Annotated in this window: 17 protein-coding genes; 12 read left to right on the top strand and 5 right to left on the bottom strand. The window is 73.3% G+C overall.

Features of this window, described 5'->3' with window-relative positions; translation table 11 throughout:
• The first annotated feature begins 90 nt into the window (after positions 1-90).
• On the top strand, positions 91-1,716 hold the full coding sequence (locus ACZ5WK_RS24135; RefSeq protein ID WP_465549938.1) for an FAD-dependent oxidoreductase: 1,626 nt from the start codon (positions 91-93) through the stop codon (positions 1,714-1,716).
• 68 nt (positions 1,717-1,784) lie between these two features.
• On the opposite strand, the gene ACZ5WK_RS24140 is transcribed toward ACZ5WK_RS24135, so the two are convergent.
• Positions 1,785-3,440, bottom strand: coding sequence for an APC family permease (locus tag ACZ5WK_RS24140; protein ID WP_465549940.1), 1,656 nt, complete (start codon positions 3,438-3,440; stop codon positions 1,785-1,787).
• 392 nt (positions 3,441-3,832) lie between these two features.
• On the opposite strand from ACZ5WK_RS24140, the gene ACZ5WK_RS24145 reads away from it, so the two are divergent.
• The 7 genes from ACZ5WK_RS24145 to ACZ5WK_RS24175 all read left to right on the top strand — a co-directional run bounded on the left by ACZ5WK_RS24145 (position 3,833) and on the right by ACZ5WK_RS24175 (position 9,772).
• Positions 3,833-4,135: an urease subunit gamma gene (locus ACZ5WK_RS24145; protein WP_465549942.1), complete on the top strand. Its 303-nt coding sequence runs from the start codon at positions 3,833-3,835 to the stop codon at positions 4,133-4,135.
• Between the two features lie 14 nt (positions 4,136-4,149).
• Positions 4,150-4,461 (top strand): urease subunit beta, encoded by a 312-nt coding sequence (locus ACZ5WK_RS24150; RefSeq protein WP_465549944.1) that lies wholly within the window; start codon positions 4,150-4,152, stop codon positions 4,459-4,461.
• A complete protein-coding gene (locus ACZ5WK_RS24155; RefSeq protein ID WP_465549946.1) occupies positions 4,454-6,205 on the top strand; it encodes an urease subunit alpha in 1,752 nt (583 codons plus the stop codon). The genes ACZ5WK_RS24150 and ACZ5WK_RS24155 overlap by 8 nt, the downstream gene beginning before the upstream one ends.
• Entirely contained in the window at positions 6,205-6,870 is a 666-nt protein-coding gene (locus tag ACZ5WK_RS24160; protein ID WP_465549948.1) for an urease accessory protein UreF, read from the top strand. Before ACZ5WK_RS24155 ends, ACZ5WK_RS24160 begins: the two co-directional genes overlap by 1 nt.
• Positions 6,860-7,657: an urease accessory protein UreG gene (gene ureG / locus ACZ5WK_RS24165; protein WP_465549950.1), complete on the top strand. Its 798-nt coding sequence runs from the start codon at positions 6,860-6,862 to the stop codon at positions 7,655-7,657. The genes ACZ5WK_RS24160 and ureG overlap by 11 nt, the downstream gene beginning before the upstream one ends.
• Entirely contained in the window at positions 7,654-8,391 is a 738-nt protein-coding gene (locus ACZ5WK_RS24170; RefSeq protein ID WP_465549952.1) for an urease accessory protein UreD, read from the top strand. The genes ureG and ACZ5WK_RS24170 overlap by 4 nt, the downstream gene beginning before the upstream one ends.
• Positions 8,392-8,452: 61 nt before the next feature.
• On the top strand, positions 8,453-9,772 hold the full coding sequence (locus ACZ5WK_RS24175) for a DUF2254 domain-containing protein (RefSeq protein WP_465549954.1): 1,320 nt from the start codon (positions 8,453-8,455) through the stop codon (positions 9,770-9,772).
• Positions 9,773-9,793: 21 nt separating this feature from the next.
• Here ACZ5WK_RS24175 and ACZ5WK_RS24180 read toward each other — a convergent pair whose 3' ends face one another.
• A complete protein-coding gene (locus ACZ5WK_RS24180; RefSeq protein ID WP_465549956.1) occupies positions 9,794-10,720 on the bottom strand; it encodes a serine/threonine dehydratase in 927 nt (308 codons plus the stop codon).
• 26 nt (positions 10,721-10,746) lie between these two features.
• Between ACZ5WK_RS24180 and ACZ5WK_RS24185 the strand changes: the two genes are divergently transcribed.
• Complete coding sequence (locus ACZ5WK_RS24185; RefSeq protein ID WP_465549958.1) at positions 10,747-11,148, top strand: EamA family transporter; 402 nt, start codon at positions 10,747-10,749, stop codon at positions 11,146-11,148.
• 47 nt (positions 11,149-11,195) lie between these two features.
• Here ACZ5WK_RS24185 and ACZ5WK_RS24190 read toward each other — a convergent pair whose 3' ends face one another.
• A complete protein-coding gene (locus ACZ5WK_RS24190; RefSeq protein WP_465549961.1) occupies positions 11,196-11,513 on the bottom strand; it encodes a hypothetical protein in 318 nt (105 codons plus the stop codon).
• Complete coding sequence (locus tag ACZ5WK_RS24195) at positions 11,510-11,800, bottom strand: SAV_915 family protein (protein ID WP_465549963.1); 291 nt, start codon at positions 11,798-11,800, stop codon at positions 11,510-11,512. The genes ACZ5WK_RS24190 and ACZ5WK_RS24195 overlap by 4 nt, the downstream gene beginning before the upstream one ends.
• A 232-nt stretch (positions 11,801-12,032) precedes the next feature.
• Between ACZ5WK_RS24195 and ACZ5WK_RS24200 the strand changes: the two genes are divergently transcribed.
• The 3 genes from ACZ5WK_RS24200 (at position 12,033) to ACZ5WK_RS24210 (ending at position 15,267) form a co-directional block, all read left to right on the top strand.
• Positions 12,033-12,464, top strand: a complete 432-nt coding sequence (locus ACZ5WK_RS24200; RefSeq protein ID WP_465549965.1) for a helix-turn-helix domain-containing protein — start codon at positions 12,033-12,035, stop codon at positions 12,462-12,464.
• Entirely contained in the window at positions 12,457-12,879 is a 423-nt protein-coding gene (locus ACZ5WK_RS24205) for a DUF4180 domain-containing protein (RefSeq protein ID WP_465549967.1), read from the top strand. The genes ACZ5WK_RS24200 and ACZ5WK_RS24205 overlap by 8 nt, the downstream gene beginning before the upstream one ends.
• A 165-nt stretch (positions 12,880-13,044) precedes the next feature.
• On the top strand, positions 13,045-15,267 hold the full coding sequence (locus ACZ5WK_RS24210; RefSeq protein WP_465549969.1) for an NADP-dependent isocitrate dehydrogenase: 2,223 nt from the start codon (positions 13,045-13,047) through the stop codon (positions 15,265-15,267).
• Between the two features lie 101 nt (positions 15,268-15,368).
• Here ACZ5WK_RS24210 and ACZ5WK_RS24215 read toward each other — a convergent pair whose 3' ends face one another.
• The gene (locus ACZ5WK_RS24215; protein ID WP_465549971.1) at positions 15,369-16,367 is read right to left on the bottom strand and encodes a YdcF family protein; all 999 of its coding nucleotides are present in this window, start codon (positions 16,365-16,367) and stop codon (positions 15,369-15,371) included.
• Positions 16,368-16,421: the final 54 nt, after the last annotated feature.

The following is a 16,421-nucleotide window of genomic DNA, read 5'->3' on the forward strand; positions in this document are numbered from 1 at the left end:
GAGATGGGGCCGCCGTGTGTGCGTGCCCCGCCGAGGGCGGCGCCGAGCCCGAAGCCGGACCGCGAACTCCCGTACAGGCTGGAGTAATTGATGAATCCGAAGGTTGACGACCGGGTGCCGGTCCTGATCGTCGGCGGCTCGCTGGTCGGGCTGTCGGCCTCACTCTTCCTGGGCCGGCTGGGTGTCAGGCACCTGCTGGTCGAGAAGCACGCCGACACCTCGCGTCACCCGCGTGGCCGAGGCAACAACGTCCGCACGATGGAGCTGTACCGGGTGGCCGGGATCGAGCAGGCGATCCGCGAGGCGGCCTCGGTGCTCGCCGCGAACCACGGCATCCTCCAGACCCCCTCGCTGACCGGCGAGGAGCAGGAGTGGCTGTTCCGGGAGATCGACCCGGGGGGCCGGCTGGCCCGGTTCAGCCCGAGCGCATGGTGCCTGTGCAGCCAGAACGACCTGGAGCCGGTGCTGCTGCGGTCCGCCCGCGAGCTCGGCGGCGACCTGCGCTTCAGCACCGAGCTGCTCTCCTTCGAGCAGGACGCCGACGGGGTGACGGCGCTGCTGCGCAGCCGGGAGACCGGCGAGGAGCGCACCGTCCGGGCGCAGTACCTGGTCGCGGCGGACGGCCCGCGCAGCCCGGCCCGGGAGCGGCTGGGCATCGGCCAGACCGGCAAGGGCGAGCTGTTCCACAACGTCAGCATCACCTTCCGGGCCAAGCGGCTGGCCGAGGCGGTGGGCGACCGGCACTTCATCGCCTGTTACCTGACCAACCCGGAGGCCGACGGCGCGCTGCTGCCGGTGGACAACCACGAGGAGTGGGTGTTCCACGCGCCCTGGCACCCCGAGCGCGGTGAGCCGCTGGAGGCGTTCACCGACGAGCGGTGCGTCCGGCACATCCGGGCGGCGGTCGGCGTGTCCGACCTGGAGGTGGAGGTCACCGGGAAGGCGCCCTGGCACGCGGCCGAACGGGTGGCCGAGCGGTACTCCGGCGGACGGGTCTTCCTCGCGGGGGACGCCGCGCACGAGATGTCGCCGACCGGCGCGTTCGGCTCCAACACCGGCATCCAGGACGCGCACAACCTGGCCTGGAAGCTGGCCGCGGTGCTGGGCGGCTGGGCCGGGCCGGGGCTGCTGGAGACGTACGGCCAGGAGCGCCGTCCGGTCGCCGAGGTGACGAGCGAGCGTGCCTCGGCGCGCTCGGCCGAGCACAGCCACCCCGGGTACGCGGTGGTGCCGGGCATCGGCCGGCAGGCCGGCGTGCTGGCGGTGGCGCTCGGCTACCGCTACCCCGAGGGTGCGGTGGCCGGGGCGGATCCGGCGGGCGCGGTGGTGCCGGAGAAGTTCGAGTCGGCCGGCGAGCCCGGCAGCCGGGCGCCGCACCAGTGGCTGCTGCGGGCGGGTGTGAAGCTCTCCACCCTCGACCTGTACGAGCAGGCGATGGTGCTGCTCACCGGCCCCGAAGGCACGGCCTGGCACGAGGGCGCCCAGCGGGCGGCCGACCGGCTGGCCGTCCCGCTGGACGCCTACCGGATCGGTACGGGCGCCGAGGACGACCTGGCGCCCGAGCCCGGCGCGGACTTCGCCGAGCTCCACGGGGTCCGCCCGGACGGCGCGGTGCTGGTCCGTCCGGACGGCTTCGTCGCCTGGCGCTCGGAGGGCGCGGTGGCGGATCCGGAGGCGGCGGTGACGGCGGCGCTGCGCGCGGTGCTGAAGCTGTAGGGCGCCGGGGATACGGGACGGGCCCGCCGGGGTGAACCGGCGGGCCCGTCCTGTGGTGTGACCGAGGGTCAGTGACCGCCCGCGTCGACCACCTCGATGTCCTCGACGTTCCGCTCGATCACGTCGGCCGGCAGCGCGACCCGGATCGCCCAGTAGTAGATGCCGAGGGCGAAGACCGCGACCACGGCCATGTCCCACCACATCGGAATGTGGCCCTGGCCGCCGAAGGTGCCCTGCCAGGAGATCACGCCGAGACCCACCAGGTACGCCGGCAGCCACTGGGCCGCCCGCCAGTCCAGGCGCGGCGCGTTCGGCAGGCCCTTGCGGATCGCGTAGACGGCGTAGCCGCCGAGCAGCAGGTAGCCGATCAGGATGGCGAAGCCCAGGCGGTACAGGGTCTCCCAGCCGGACCAGTAGATGATCAGGCTGGCGACCACGAAGGACAGCGGGGCGATGACGGCACCGCCGGGCAGGCGGTAGGAGCGCTCCCGGTTCGGCAGGCGGCGGCGCAGCGCGCCGAAGGCGAGCGGGGCGCCGGCGTACATCAGCACGCTCGCGGAGGTGATGAAGCCGACCAGCTCGTGCCAGCTGGGGAACGGCAGGAAGCAGATCACGCCGGTGACGAAGGACATGATCAGGCCGAAGTACGGCACGCCGTTGCGGTCCACCTTCTCGAAGGCCTGCGGCGCGTAGCCGTTCTTGCTCAGGCCGTAGGAGATGCGGGAGGTGGAGGTGGTGTAGATCAGGCCGGCGCCGCCGGGGGAGATGATGGCGTCCACGTAGAGGACGTAGGCCAGCCAGCCGAGGCCGACGGTCATGGCGAGGCCGGCGAACGGGCGGCTGATGCCCTCGAAGTCCAGGCCGGCCCAGCCCCCGGCGAGGCTGGCCGCGGGGATCGCGGCGATGAAGACCACCTGCAGCAGCACGTAGATCAGGGTGCCGATGCTGACCGAGCCGATGACGGCGCGCGGGATGTCGCGCTTGGGGTTGCGGCTCTCACCGGAGATCTGCAGGGCCTGCTCGAAGCCGAGCAGGGCGAAGATGATGCCGCTGGTGCTGATCGCGGTCAGGACACCCTTGATCCCGAACGGCGCGAAGCCGTGCTCGGTGAAGTTGCCGGGGTGGAAGTTGGTGATGGCCAGGACGAAGATCGTGGCCAGCGGCACGGCGATCTTGAACCAGGTGGTGATGCTGTTGGTGCGGGCCAGCACCTTGACGCCGAGGAAGTTGACGGCGACGAAGAGGGCCATGAGGAAGACGGCGACGATGAGGCCGCTGGTGGTCAGCGTCTCGTCGGGCCGCTGCAGGCCCTCGGCGAAGGACCAGTGCGTGGCGTAGTTGATCATGGCGAAGACCTCGATCGGCGCCACGGTCGCCGCCTGGAGCCACGAGAACCAGCCGAAAGACATCCCCGCCAGGCCGCCGAAGGCGTAGTGCGGGTAGCGGGCGGTGCCGCCCGCGACGGGGAAGAGTCCGCCGAGCTCGGCGTGGACGAACGCCAGCAGTGCGATCGCGATGGCGCCGATGCCCCAGGAGATGAGGGCGGCGGGGCCGGCGACCATGGAGGCGTTCTTCGCGCTGAACAGCCAGCCGGAGCCGATGATCGAGCCGACCGAGGCCCACATGAGGCCGATCAGTCCGACCTCGCGGCGCAGCGAGCGGTGAGTGGGGGTACCGGTGTCGGTACCCGTGCTCGGCGGGGAGAGCTGGTTGAGGGATGCCATGCGAAATCTCTCTGTGGTGTGGGGGCCCCGGCGATCGGAGCGCGGAGAGTTGCCACACAGTAGGCGTATTCATAGGCCTCTGCACAGATTTCATTACTGAATGTTTACCTACTTGGCCGGACATCCTCGCAGGTAGGGGGCATTCAGTTCATACATGTGTTACATAACTGATGAGTAAGTTCAGTACTTGAGCGGGAATTGAGCTTCGCCTCAAGATCTGGCAATCTGGACGGCACATAGGGTTATAGAAATAGCGCCTACTGCATAGTGATGCCGGCCCGGGCTGGTGGGGCGGCCTGCCCCAGGGGTGGTTCGTCCGCTACGGTATGCGCCACCACCGCGGCACAGCGTCGTGTCCGCGCGCTCTTACCTCCCCTCGAAGGTGCGCGCAGATGAAACTCACCCCCCACGAGCAGGAGCGCCTGCTCATCCACGTGGCCGCCGATGTGGCCCGCTCCCGGCGGGGCCGCGGCCTGCGGCTCAACCACCCCGAGGCGGTCGCACTGATCACCTCGCACGTCCTCGAAGGTGCCCGCGACGGCCGGACCGTCGCCGAGCTGATGGACTCCGGCCGCAAGGTGCTCACGCGGGACGACGTCATGGAGGGCATCCCCGAGATGATCCCGGACGTCCAGGTCGAGGCGACCTTCCCCGACGGCACCAAGCTCGTCACCGTCCACGGGCCCATCCAGTGAGCGCCGGCGGAAGCATGACGCCGGGTCAGATCATCCACGGAGAAGGCGAGATCGCTCTCAACCTCGGGCTGGACGTGACCCGGCTGACCGTCCTCAACGGCGCCGACCGGCCCGTCCAGGTCGGCTCGCACTACCACTTCGCCGAGACCAACCCCGGACTCGCGTTCGACCGCGCGGCCGCCCGCGGCCTGCGCCTCAACATCCCCGCCGGCACCGCCGTCCGCTTCGAGCCGGGCATCCCGGTCGAGGTCCAGCTGGTCCCGATCGCCGGCCGCCGCGAGGTCGCCGGCCTGCGCGGCGAGACGGCAGGAGCCCTCGATGACTGACCACCTCACGGCCGGCCGCCCCGCCCTCCGGCTCACCCGCGAGCGCTACGCCGACCTCTACGGCCCGACCACCGGCGACCGGATCCGGCTCGGCGACACCAACCTGCTGATCGAGGTCGAGGAGGACCGCAGCCGCGGCGGCGACGAAGCCGTCTTCGGCGGCGGCAAGGTGATCCGCGAGTCCATGGGCCAGGCCCGCACCAGCCGCGCCGAAGGGGCCCCGGACACCGTCATCACCGGCGCCGTGGTGCTCGACCACTGGGGCGTCGTCAAGGCCGACATCGGCATCCGGGACGGCCGGATCACCGCGCTCGGCAAGGCCGGCAACCCCGAGACCATGGACGGCGTCCACCCCCGGCTGGTGATCGGCCCGGAGACCGAGGTGATCGCCGGCAACGGCAGGATCGTCACCGCCGGCGCCGTCGACACCCACGTCCACTTCATCTGCCCGCAGCTGGTGGACGAGGCACTGGCCTCGGGTGTCACCACCCTGGTCGGCGGCGGCACCGGGCCCGCCGAGGGCACCAAGGCCACCACCGTTACCCCGGGCGCCTGGCACCTCGGCCGGCTCTTCGCGGCGATGGACGGCCTGCCGGTCAACCTCGGACTGCTCGGCAAGGGCAACACCGTCAACGAGACGTCGATGCACGACCAGCTGAGGGCCGGCGCGCTCGGCTTCAAGATCCACGAGGACTGGGGAGCCACCCCGGCCGTGATCGACGCCTGCCTGCGGGTCTGCGACCGGACCGGTGCCCAGCTCGCCCTCCACACCGACACCCTGAACGAGGCCGGCTTCGTCGGCGACACCCTCGCCGCGATCGCCGGCCGGGGCATCCACGCCTACCACACCGAGGGCGCCGGTGGCGGTCACGCGCCCGACATCATCACCGTGGTGAGCGAGGCCAACGTGCTGCCCAGCTCCACCAACCCGACCAGGCCGCACACCGTCAACACCGTCGACGAGCACCTCGACATGCTGATGGTCTGTCACCACCTCAGCCCGCACGTGCCCGAGGACCTCGCGTTCGCGGAGTCCCGGATCCGGCCCTCCACCATCGCGGCCGAGGACGTCCTGCACGACCTCGGTGCCATCTCCATCATCAGCTCCGACTCCCAGGCCATGGGCCGGATCGGCGAGGTCGTGCTGCGCACCTGGCAGACCGCCCACGTGATGAAGGCCCGGCGCGGCGCGCTGCCCGGGGACGGTCGCGCCGACAACCACCGGGCCCGGCGCTATGTCGCCAAGTACACCATCAACCCCGCCGTCGCCCAGGGGCTGGACGGCGAGATCGGCTCGGTCGAACCCGGCAAGCTCGCCGACCTGGTGCTCTGGTCGCCGCCCTTCTTCGGGGTCAAGCCCGACCTGGTCGTCAAGGGCGGCCAGATCGCCTGGGCGCAGATGGGCGACGCGAACGCGTCCATCCCCACGCCCCAGCCGGTGCTGCCGCGGCCGATGTTCGGCGCCACCGGGCGCTCGGCGGCGGCCAACTCGCTCAACTTCACCGCGCAGGCCGCGATCGACGACGGCCTGCCCGCCCGGATGGCCGAACAGCTCGGCGTGGCAAAGGAGTTCACCGCGATCCGGAACACCCGCGGGGTCACCAAGGAGCAGATGGTCAACAACAGCGCCCGCCCCGACGTCCGGGTCGACCCCGACACCTTCACCGTCACCGTCGACGGTGAGGTCGTCACCCCCGAACCGGCCACCGAACTGCCGCTCGCCCAGCGGTACTTCCTCTTCTGATGGCCCTCGCTGCCCTGCTGATGCTCGCCGACGGCCGGTTCCCCGCCGGCGGGCACGCGCACTCCGGCGGCGCCGAGGCGGCGGTCAAGGCCGGGCGGGTGTACGACAGCGCCACGATGGCGGCCTTCCTCACCGGGCGGCTGCACACCACCGGCCTGGTCGCCGCCGCCCTGGCCGCCGCGGCCGCCGCCGGACAGGACATCGTCGTCCTGGACGCGGCCGCCGAGGCCCGCACCCCGTCGCCGGCCCTGCGCGCCACCAGTCGCCGGCTCGGCCGCCAGCTGCTCAGGGCCGCCCGCGCCGCCTGGCCGCACGACCGACTCGACCGGCTCGCCGGCGGGTTCCCGCGCGGCGCGCACCAGCCGGTGGTGCTCGGCACCGCCGCACTGGCCGCCGGGCTCACCCCCGCCCAGGCGGCCTCCGCCGCCGTGTACGAGAGCGTCAACGGGCCGGCCACGGCATGCGTGCGGCTGCTCGGCCTCGACCCGTACGAGGTCGCCGCCGCGCTCGCCCGCCTCGCGCCGCAGCTCGACGCCGTCGCCGGCGAGGCCCTGGGTGCGGCGCTGCGCGGCGACCCGGACGCGCTGCCGGCCGCCTCCGCCCCGCTGCTCGACGTCTACGCCGAAGAGCACCACTCCTGGAAGGTCCGTCTCTTTGCATCGTGACCACGTCGACCCCGTCGACGCACCCGTCCGCCACACGTACGCCGCCGCCCTCGCCGCCGACGGCCGCCGCCGCGCCCTGCGGATCGGCCTCGGCGGGCCGGTAGGCTCCGGCAAGACCGCCACCGTCGCCGCCCTCTGCCGCCTGCTGCGCGAGGAACTGTCGCTGGCCGTCGTCACCAACGACATCTACACCACCGAGGACGCCGAGTTCCTGCTCCGCAACGCCGTCCTGCCGCCCGAGCGGATCAGCGCGGTCGAGACCGGCTGCTGCCCGCACACCGCCATCCGCGACGACATCTCCGCCAACCTGGAGGCCGTCGAGGAGCTGGAGGACGCCGTCGGCCCGCTCGACCTCGTCCTCGTGGAGTCCGGCGGCGACAACCTCACCGCCACCTTCAGCCGCGGGCTGGTCGACCACCAGATCTTCGTCATCGACGTCTCCGGCGGCGACAAGATCCCGCGCAAGGGCGGCCCCGGCGTCTCCACCTCCGACCTGCTGGTGATCAACAAGACCGACCTGGCCCCGCTGGTCGGCGCCGACCTCGGCGTGATGGCCCGCGACGCCGCCGCCCAGCGCGGCGAGCTGCCCACCGTCTTCTGCTCGCTCACCTCCGCCGACGGCGTGGCGCCCGTCGCCGCCTGGGTCCGGGAGAAGCTCGCGGCCTGGCGCGAGGCCGCGCAGCGCGAGACCACGCAGTACGAGGCCGACCCGGGTGAGGCCGCGCAGCACGGGGCCGACCCGCGCCAGGCCGCGCAGCACGCGACCGACCGGCGCGAGGCCCGGTGACGGCCGCAGTCCTCGCGCGGGCCCGCATCCTCGCCGAGCCGGACGGGCGGGGCACCACCGCTCTGCCCGTCCTCTCCGGCGCCGGCCCGCTCGCCCCCCGCCGCACCCGGGACGACGACGGCGCCGCCCACGTGGTGCTCGTCGGCTCGATGGCCGCACCGCTCGGCGGCGACCGGCTCGCCCTCGCCGTCGAACTCGCCGACGGCGCCGCGCTCACCGTCACCAGCGCGGCCGCCACCATCAGCCTGCCCGGGCCCGGGCCCGCGTTCTACGACATCGCGCTGACGGTGGGGGAGGGCGCCCGGCTCGACTGGCGGCCCGAACCCGTCGTCGCCGCGAGCGGCAGCCACCTCGTCCTGCACACCCGGATCACCCTCGCCGCCGGCGCCCGGCTGCGCCACCGCGAGGAACAGATCCTCGGCCGCCACCACGACTGGGCCCGTGGCGCCGCCCCCGGCCGGCTCACCTCCCGGCTCACCGTCCGCCGCGCCGGCCGGCTCCTGCTCGACCAGCAGACCGACCTCGGCCCCGGCGCCCCCGGCTGGGACGGCCCCGCCGTCCTCGGCGGCCACCGGGCCACCGGACAGCGGCTCACCGTCGGCCACCCGCCGCCGCCACCGCCCGGGCGGCCCGCCGGGGGCGACGCCGCCCTGCTCACGCTGCCCGACCCGGACGCCGCGCTGCTCACCGCCGCAGCCCCGGACGGGCTCGCACTGCGCCGGCTGCTGGGGTAGCCCACCCGGGGCGGGCGTGGCGTACCGGCGCGGCTGTGAGCACCCGCCCTAGCCTGGGGCGATGACCGACCGTTCGCCGGGCCCGCCCCGACAGGTGCGCTACCGCGCGCTCTCCCCGCTGCGCGAGCACCTGCGGGAGTCGTTCTGGTTCGCCCCGCTGCTCACCTGCCTCGCCGCCGTGGTGCTGGCCTCGGTCACCGCCTGGCTGGACGAGAGCGTCGTCACCGCCACCGTCGCCGAGACCGGCTCCGCCGACGAGCTGATGCGGTTCACCGGCGCCGCCAGGAGTGTGGTCTCGACCGTCAGTTCGGCCATGCTGACGTTCATCGCCGTGGTGTTCTCGATCTCGCTGGTCGCCCTGCAGATGGCCGCCAGCCAGTTCTCCCCGCGGGTGCTGCGGCTGTACGTGCGCAGCCGGCTGACCAAGGCGACCTTCTCGGTCTGCCTGGCCACCTTCCTCTTCGCGCTGCTCGTCCAGCTCAGCTACGACGACTCCACCGACCCGGCCAAGGTCACGTCCGTACCGGTCTTCTCCGGCCTCGTCGCCGTCCTGCTGGTGGTGCTCAGCCTGGGGCTGTTCGTCCTCTACGTGCAGTCCACCATGCGGCTGTTGCGCGTTCCGCACGTCATCGACCGGGTGGCGAACGAGTCGGTGTCGGTCATCCTCCACTACCGGCTGATGCAGCCCGAGCCGCAGCCGCCGGCCGTCCCCGAGGGAGCGCTCACCCTGTTGCACGAGGGCCGCTCGGGGGTGCTGCGCGACGTCAACATCGGCCGGCTGGTGCGGATCGCCCGCAAGCACGACGCGGTGCTCCACCTCGTCCCCCGGATCGGCGACTTCATCACCCCCGGCACCCCGATCGTCCGGGTGGCCGGCGCCCGGCCGCCGCGCCCGCGGCGGATCGCCCTGGCCTTCAACGTCGGCGTCGACCGGACGATGCACCAGGACCTCGGCTTCGGGTTCCGCCAGCTGGTCGACATCGCCATCCGTGCGCTCTCGCCCGCCGTCAACGACCCGACCACCGCTGTGCAGTCCATCGACCGGATCCACCAACTGCTCGCCATGCTCGTCCACGAGAGCTTCGGGGACCTCTGCTTCCGCGACCGGGCAGGCGCCGTCCGCCTGGTGGAACCGGTACCGGACTGGCGCTGCGTGGTCGACCTCGCCTTCACCGAGATCCGCCTCTGCGGCGCCGGGCACCCGCAGGTGACACGCCGCCTCGCCGCCTCCCTGGACGACCTGCTGCGCATCGCCCCCGAGCACCGGCGCACCCGACTCCTCGAGCAGCGCGTCCTGTTGGACCGGGCGGTGGCGGAGAACCTGCCCGACCCACAGGCCCGGACGTTCGCCCTGGTGCCGGACCGCCAGGGCATCGGCTGAGCCGCCGGCCGCCGGCCGCCGCTAGCCGCCGGCCACCAGGTCGGACGGGTCGGTGTTGGCGCCGCAGAGCAGGACGGCGATCCGCTCGCCGTCGGTCCCGTCCACCGCGGCGAGGGCGGTGGCCGCCGCGTGTTCGACGGCGATCCGGCGCTCGTCCCAAAGGTCCTGCCGGGCCCGGACGATGGCGGTGTCCGGCACCAGCACCGAACGGACGCCGTCCTGTTGGGCGGCATGGACGGCGAGTGCGGTGGCCCGGCGGGCGCCCAGGGAGTCCGAGGCCACCGACTCCACCGGGACGTCCACCGGACTCCCCGCCGCCAGCGCCGCGTTCAACGCCCGGCTGCCCGCCGGCTCCACCGCCACCACCCGGACGTCGTGCTCGCGCGCCGCGGCCGCCACCCCGGCGAACAGTCCGCCGCCTCCCACCGACACCACCACCGTGTCCAGGCCCGGGAGTCGGTCCCGGATCTCCTCCAGTACCGTCCCGGCCCCGGCCGCGATCAGCGGGTGGTCGTAGGCGTGCGAGGCCAACGCGCCGCTCGCCGCCGCGAACTCCTCGCACGCGGCCAGCGCCTCCGCGTACTCGCCGCCCGCCAGCCGTACCTCGGCGCCGTAGGAGCGCAGCCGCGCCATCTTCACCGGCGGCGCCGTCTCCGGCAGGAACACCGTGGCGCGCACGCCGAGTTCACGGGCCGCCCAGGCACAGGCCAGGCCCGCGTTCCCGCCCGACGCGATGGTCACCCCGGCGGCGGGCAGGGTGCCCGCCCCGGCGTGCGCGAGCAGGAAGTTCTGCGCGCCGCGCGCCTTGAAACTCCCGGTGTGCTGCAGGTACTCCAGAGCCAGCCAGACCCGCCCGCCCTCGTCCCCCGGCGCCACCACCACCGGTCGCACCCGCCCCGCGATCCGCTCCCCGGCCGCCTTCACGTCGCTGTACGTCAGGTGGTCCACGCCGCTGCTCTCCTCCGCACCCGGGGGTGGAGGAGGACCTCCACCGCGTCACCGCCGACGGTACGTGGTCACCGTGGGAGAGGAGAAGATCACGACCGGCCGAGGGTTCGCGGCGGGCGACCGTCCTTTTCGGGCTCGGGCCGGCCGTCAGCCAGTGCGCCTACTTCGGCTCGGTGCAGTACGCGGGCCTCGGCCTCGGCACGCTGATCACCATCGGCACCGATCCGACCCTGCTCGCCCACCGCTGGTACTTCGCGGGCCTGGCCACCGTGCCGGGTGCGACGGCCTCCGTCGTGGTCCTGATCGAACCGGCGACGGCCGCTCTGATCGCCACCGCCTTCCCGGGCGAGCCCCTCACCCCGGCACTCCTGGCCGGCTCCGTCCTCCTGCTGGCCGCGATCGCCGCGCTGACCCGCGAAAGCGGCTGAGCCGAGCCGCCCGCGCCCCGCGACACGGGGGCGCGGGCGGCGGGTGGCTACGGCACCGGCCGGAGCGTCGGCGGCCGGGGGACGAGGGCGCGCAGGACCAGGTCGATCCGGACGTGGGCGGCGCCGGCCCGCAGCAGGGCCGCGGAGATGGCCCGTAACTCCTCGGGGCCGGTGCAGGCGAGGCGGAGTTCGAGGTCGGCGTCCCCGGCCAGGGCGAGTCCGCTCTGCACGGCGGGGAACTCGGCGGCCAGCCGGTCGAAGTCGAGCGGGACGGGGCCGAAGCCGACCCGGGCGAGGGCGTGCAGGGACCGGGCTCCCTCGGGCTGCGGCGCGGCGCCGCCGGGGAGCAGATGGAGGGCGGTCACCGGGGCTGGAGCTGAGCGGCCGGGGCGGGGGCGCAGGTGGCGGGCACGGGCGGCGCCACCAGGCGCGGGTCCAGGACCACGGTGTCGACGCCGAGCGGTGCGGCGAGTGCCCGCAGTGCGGGTTCCGCGAGCTCGGTGGACGCCTGGCCCGGCCCGAGCAGGGCGGTCAGGGCCCCGGCGGAGCTGAAGCCGACCGCACAGCGGCGGCCGTCGCGGAGGCGGAACAGGCGAAGGGCGGTGGTGCGTCCGGTGACGGTGACCGGGACGTGCCAGACGACGCGGGCCATGCGGGTGCTCCCGAGTGGTGGAGGGGCCTGCCGGAACTGCTTCTCCGACGCTAGGGCGCCCGCGGTCCGCCGGGCGCCGTCCTGACGCAGTGTTGACCGAATGCGGCGCCGCGTTGACGGACTCCTGACGTTCGCCCGGCCGTCCTTCCCCAAACCTCCTTATTCTTCCCTTGTGCCATGCTCAGTATGGTAGTTTGCGGAGTAATAGAGCAGTCCAAGGAGGGTGGCACGCGTGCCGCAGTACTACTCGGTGGAACAGGTGGCCGAGCTGCTCGGGTTGCATGTCCGGACCGTGCGCGGCTACGTCCGCGACGGCCGGCTGAAGGCGGCCCGGATCGGCAAGCAGTACCGGATCACCGAGGAGGACCTGGCGGCCTTCACCGGCACCCCGGCGACGCCCGCTCCGGCCGCTGCGTCGGAGCTCCATGCCGAGGCCTCGACGATCGTGCAGGTCGACGGCATCGGTACCCGGGAGGCCGCCTGGCTCGCCAACACCGTGATGGCGGCGATCGCCGGCCCCCGCGAGGGCAGGCCGCTGAAGCTCCAGACCGTGCACGACGAGGAGCGATCGACGCTCAAGGTGATCATCCTCGGGGGGCTGGCCGACACCGCCGAGCTGCTCGTCCTCATCAATGCGCTGACCAGGGAGAACCGTCATGTCTGAGCACCACGAGGTCACCGACACCGTCGAGCCCGCCGCGGCGGTGGCCACCGGGGCGGAGGCCGTCGAGGTCGCCGGGGCCACCGTGCTGCGCCTGCCCGCCGAGGGCCCGGCGGTCCGCGGCGAGCGGGACGCGATGGACCTGATCGGCGACGCGATGGGCCACGACGCCGCCTGGGTCGTCGTCCCGGCCGCCCGCCTCGGCGACGACTTCTTCCGGCTGAGCACCCGGGTCGCCGGCGAGATCTCGCAGAAGTTCGTCAACTACCGGATCGGCCTGGCCGTCACCGGCGACATCTCCGGACACCTGGCCGCCAGCAGCGCCCTGCGCGACTTCGTCTACGAGAGCAACCGCGGCAACCAGCTCTGGTTCGTCGCCGACGCCGAGGAGTTCGGCGCCCGGCTCGCCCGGGCCTGACTCTCCTCCGCTTGCCCCGCGCCCGTCCCGGGACCACGGTGGACCTGACCGCCGCCGACCCGGGGCGGGCGCCGGCGCGTGCTCCGGAGCGGGGGGTGGTGGAGCGGAGGGGCGATCACGAGATATCTTGACATCAAGACGTTGGAGACGTGAAGCGGAGTACCGATGACTGACTCGACCATCATCTATACGCACACCGACGAGGCGCCGGCCCTGGCAACGTATTCGTTCCTGCCTGTGGTCCAGGCCTACGCCTCGACGGCGGGTGTCCGGGTGGAGACTCGCGACATCTCCCTGGCCGGGCGGATCATCGCGAGCTTCCCGGAGCGTCTGGAGGAGGGCCAGCGGATCGAGGACGCCCTCGCCGAGCTCGGCGAGCTCGCCAAGACCCCGGGCGCCAACATCATCAAGCTGCCGAACATCTCGGCTTCCATCCCGCAGCTGAAGGCGGCCATCGCCGAGCTGCAGGCGCAGGGCTACGCGCTGCCGGACTACCCGGACGACCCGCAGACCGACGAGGACAAGGACGTCCGCGCCCGGTACGACAAGGTCAAGGGCAGCGCCGTCAACCCCGTCCTGCGTGAGGGCAACTCGGACCGCCGCGCCCCCGCGTCGGTCAAGAACTACGCCAAGACGCACCCGCACCGCATGGGCGCCTGGACGGCCGACTCCAAGACCAACGTCGCCACCATGGGCCAGAACGACTTCCGCTCCACCGAGAAGTCCGCCGTGGTCGCCGCCGACGGCTCGCTCCGCATCGAGCTGGTCGGCGAGGACGGCACCACCACCGTGCTGCGCCCGTCGGTGCCGGTCCTGGCCGGCGAGGTCGTCGACGCCTCGGTGCTGCGCGTCGCCGCGCTGCGCGAGTTCCTGGCCGCGCAGGTCGCCCGCGCCAAGGCCGAGGGCGTGCTGTTCTCGGTGCACCTCAAGGCCACCATGATGAAGGTCTCCGACCCGATCATCTTCGGCCACGTGGTCCGCGCCTTCTTCCCGAAGACCTTCGCCAAGTACGGCGAGGCGCTCGTCGCCGCCGGCCTCAACCCGAACAACGGCCTCGGCGGCATCCTCGCCGGCCTGGACGGCGTGCCGCACCTGGGCGAGGAGATCAAGGCCTCGTTCGAGGCCGAGCTGGCCGAGGGCCCGGCCCTGGCCATGGTCGACTCCGACAAGGGCATCACCAACCTGCACGTGCCGTCCGACGTCATCGTCGACGCCTCGATGCCGGCCATGATCCGCACCTCCGGCCACATGTGGGGCCCGGACGGCAACGAGGCCGACACCCTGGCCGTGCTGCCGGACAGCAGCTACTCCGGTGTGTACCAGGCCGTCATCGACGACTGCCGCGCCCACGGCGCCCTCGACCCGGCCACCATCGGCTCGGTGCCGAACGTCGGCCTGATGGCCCAGGCGGCCGAGGAGTACGGCAGCCACGACAAGACCTTCGAGATCCCGGCCGCCGGCACCGTCCGCCTGGTCGACACCGAGGGCAACGTGGTGCTGGAGCAGGCCGTCCAGGCCGGCGACATCTTCCGCGCCTGCCAGACCAAGGACCTGCCGATCCGCGACTGGGTCAAGCTGGCCGTCACCCGCGCCCGCGCCACCGGCAGCCCGGCCGTCTTCTGGCTGGACGAGGGCCGTGCGCACGACGCCGTCCTGATCGGGAAGGTCAAGGCGTACCTGCCGGAGCACGACACCGAGGGCCTGCAGATCGAGATCAAGACGCCGGTCGAGGCGACGAAGTTCTCGCTGGAGCGCATCCGCCGCGGTGAGGACACCATCTCCGTCACCGGCAACGTGCTGCGTGACTACCTGACCGACCTCTTCCCGATCCTGGAGCTGGGCACCAGCGCCAAGATGCTGTCGGTCGTCCCGCTGATGAACGGCGGCGGCCTGTTCGAGACCGGCGCCGGCGGCTCCGCCCCGAAGCACGTCCAGCAGCTGGTCAAGGAGAACTACCTGCGCTGGGACAGCCTGGGCGAGTTCTTCGCGCTGGCCGCCAGCTTCGAGCACCTGGCCCAGTCCACCGACAACGCCCGCGCCCAGGTGCTGGCCGACACGCTGGACCGCGCCACCGGCACCTTCCTCAACGAGGACAAGTCGCCGAGCCGCCGCCTCGGCGGCATCGACAACCGTGGCAGCCACTTCTACCTGGCCCTCTACTGGGCCCAGGAGCTGGCCCGGCAGACCGCCGACGCCGCCCTGGCCGAGGCGTTCGCGGGCCTGGCCAAGTCGCTGGCCGAGCAGGAGCAGACCATCGTCGAGGAGCTCATCGCCGTCCAGGGCGCCCCGGTCGAGCTCGGTGGCTACTACCAGCCCGACCCGGCCAAGGCCGCGGCCGCGATGCGCCCGTCGAAGACCTTCAACGACGCGCTGGCCAACCTCGGCTGAACGCAGCCCAGTCGAACCGGGAGGCCCCGGGGTCCGCTCAGGATCCCGGGGCCTCCCCGCGCTCGTCCCGAGGACGCGGCGACCGGCCCGCCGGCCGGGCCCTACCAGCGCCAGCCGGCCACCGCCCCGGCCGCCGCGAGCAGCAGGACGGCCGCGCCGTTCACCCGCGGGTATAGCAGGGCGGTCGCGACCACCTCGCGCAGGACGGCACTCGGCCAGTAGTACGCGGCGGTCGGCGCCCCGACCACCTGGCCGGGCACGCCGGCCCGGCGGGTGGCGACGGCGGAGCGGAGCACGTGGAAGCTGCTGGTGACCACGGTGCAGTGGTAGCCCGGGTGCTCGCGCTCCATCAGCTCGCGGCTGAAGGCCAGGTTCTCGGCGGTGCTGGTGGCCTTCTCCTCCCGCCGGATCCGCTCGCCCGGGCAGCCGCGGGCGAGCAGGTGGGCGGCCATCGCGGCCGCCTCGGTGCAGCTCTCGTCCGGCCCCTTGCCACCGGTGACCAGCAGCAGCGGCGTGTGCCCGGCCGCCTCCTCGGCCCGGTACAGCGCCAGCGCCCGGTCCAGCCGGGCGGCCAGCAGCGGTGGCACCTCGCGGCCGTCGAGCCCGGCGCCGAGCACGACCACGTAGTCGGCGCCCGGGCGGACGGCCAGCCGCCGGTAGAGCAGGGTGTACCCGAGGAAGCAGAGCAGCAGGAACACGCCGTAACCGCCGAGCAGGACGGCGGCGCCGGCGGCCGCGCGCAGCGCCCGCACGCTCAGGTAGGTGGCCGAGAGCAGCAGCCCCAGCAGCCCGAGCAGGGCCGCACCGGTGAGCAGGGAGAGCAGGCTGGCCGGCCGGGTGCCCTCCCGGCGGACCATCGTGACCCCGTTCGCCACCAGCAGCGCGGCCGCGACGAGCCCGCTCAGCCAGACCGCGCCGGCCACCCCGGCGGTGACGGCGCCCGCCGCCGGCGCCGAGAAGTGGCCGACGGCGCTCACCGTGCCGACCGCCACGCAGAGGCCGGTCAGCCCGAGCAGCACTCCGTTGCCGAACCGTCGCGGTTCCTGGATCCGGGAGAGCAGCACCACGGCGAGCAGGGCGGCCATCAGAAGGGCTTGCATGCACCGGATGGTAAGCGGACGCCACCGCCCGCCGGGTGCTGCCCCGGCGGGCGG

It is taken from the genome of Kitasatospora sp. NPDC032757 (genome assembly GCF_055579305.1).

Coding starts and splice junctions, on each gene's coding strand:
- ACZ5WK_RS24135 (WP_465549938.1), top strand. CDS start 91: ATGAATCCGAAGGTTGACGACCGGGTGCCGGTCCTGATCGTCGGCGGC.
- ACZ5WK_RS24140 (WP_465549940.1), bottom strand. CDS start 3,440: ATGGCATCCCTCAACCAGCTCTCCCCGCCGAGCACGGGTACCGACACC.
- ACZ5WK_RS24145 (WP_465549942.1), top strand. CDS start 3,833: ATGAAACTCACCCCCCACGAGCAGGAGCGCCTGCTCATCCACGTGGCC.
- ACZ5WK_RS24150 (WP_465549944.1), top strand. CDS start 4,150: ATGACGCCGGGTCAGATCATCCACGGAGAAGGCGAGATCGCTCTCAAC.
- ACZ5WK_RS24155 (WP_465549946.1), top strand. CDS start 4,454: ATGACTGACCACCTCACGGCCGGCCGCCCCGCCCTCCGGCTCACCCGC.
- ACZ5WK_RS24160 (WP_465549948.1), top strand. CDS start 6,205: ATGGCCCTCGCTGCCCTGCTGATGCTCGCCGACGGCCGGTTCCCCGCC.
- ACZ5WK_RS24175 (WP_465549954.1), top strand. CDS start 8,453: ATGACCGACCGTTCGCCGGGCCCGCCCCGACAGGTGCGCTACCGCGCG.
- ACZ5WK_RS24195 (WP_465549963.1), bottom strand. CDS start 11,800: ATGGCCCGCGTCGTCTGGCACGTCCCGGTCACCGTCACCGGACGCACC.
- ACZ5WK_RS24205 (WP_465549967.1), top strand. CDS start 12,457: ATGTCTGAGCACCACGAGGTCACCGACACCGTCGAGCCCGCCGCGGCG.
- ACZ5WK_RS24210 (WP_465549969.1), top strand. CDS start 13,045: ATGACTGACTCGACCATCATCTATACGCACACCGACGAGGCGCCGGCC.
- ACZ5WK_RS24215 (WP_465549971.1), bottom strand. CDS start 16,367: ATGCAAGCCCTTCTGATGGCCGCCCTGCTCGCCGTGGTGCTGCTCTCC.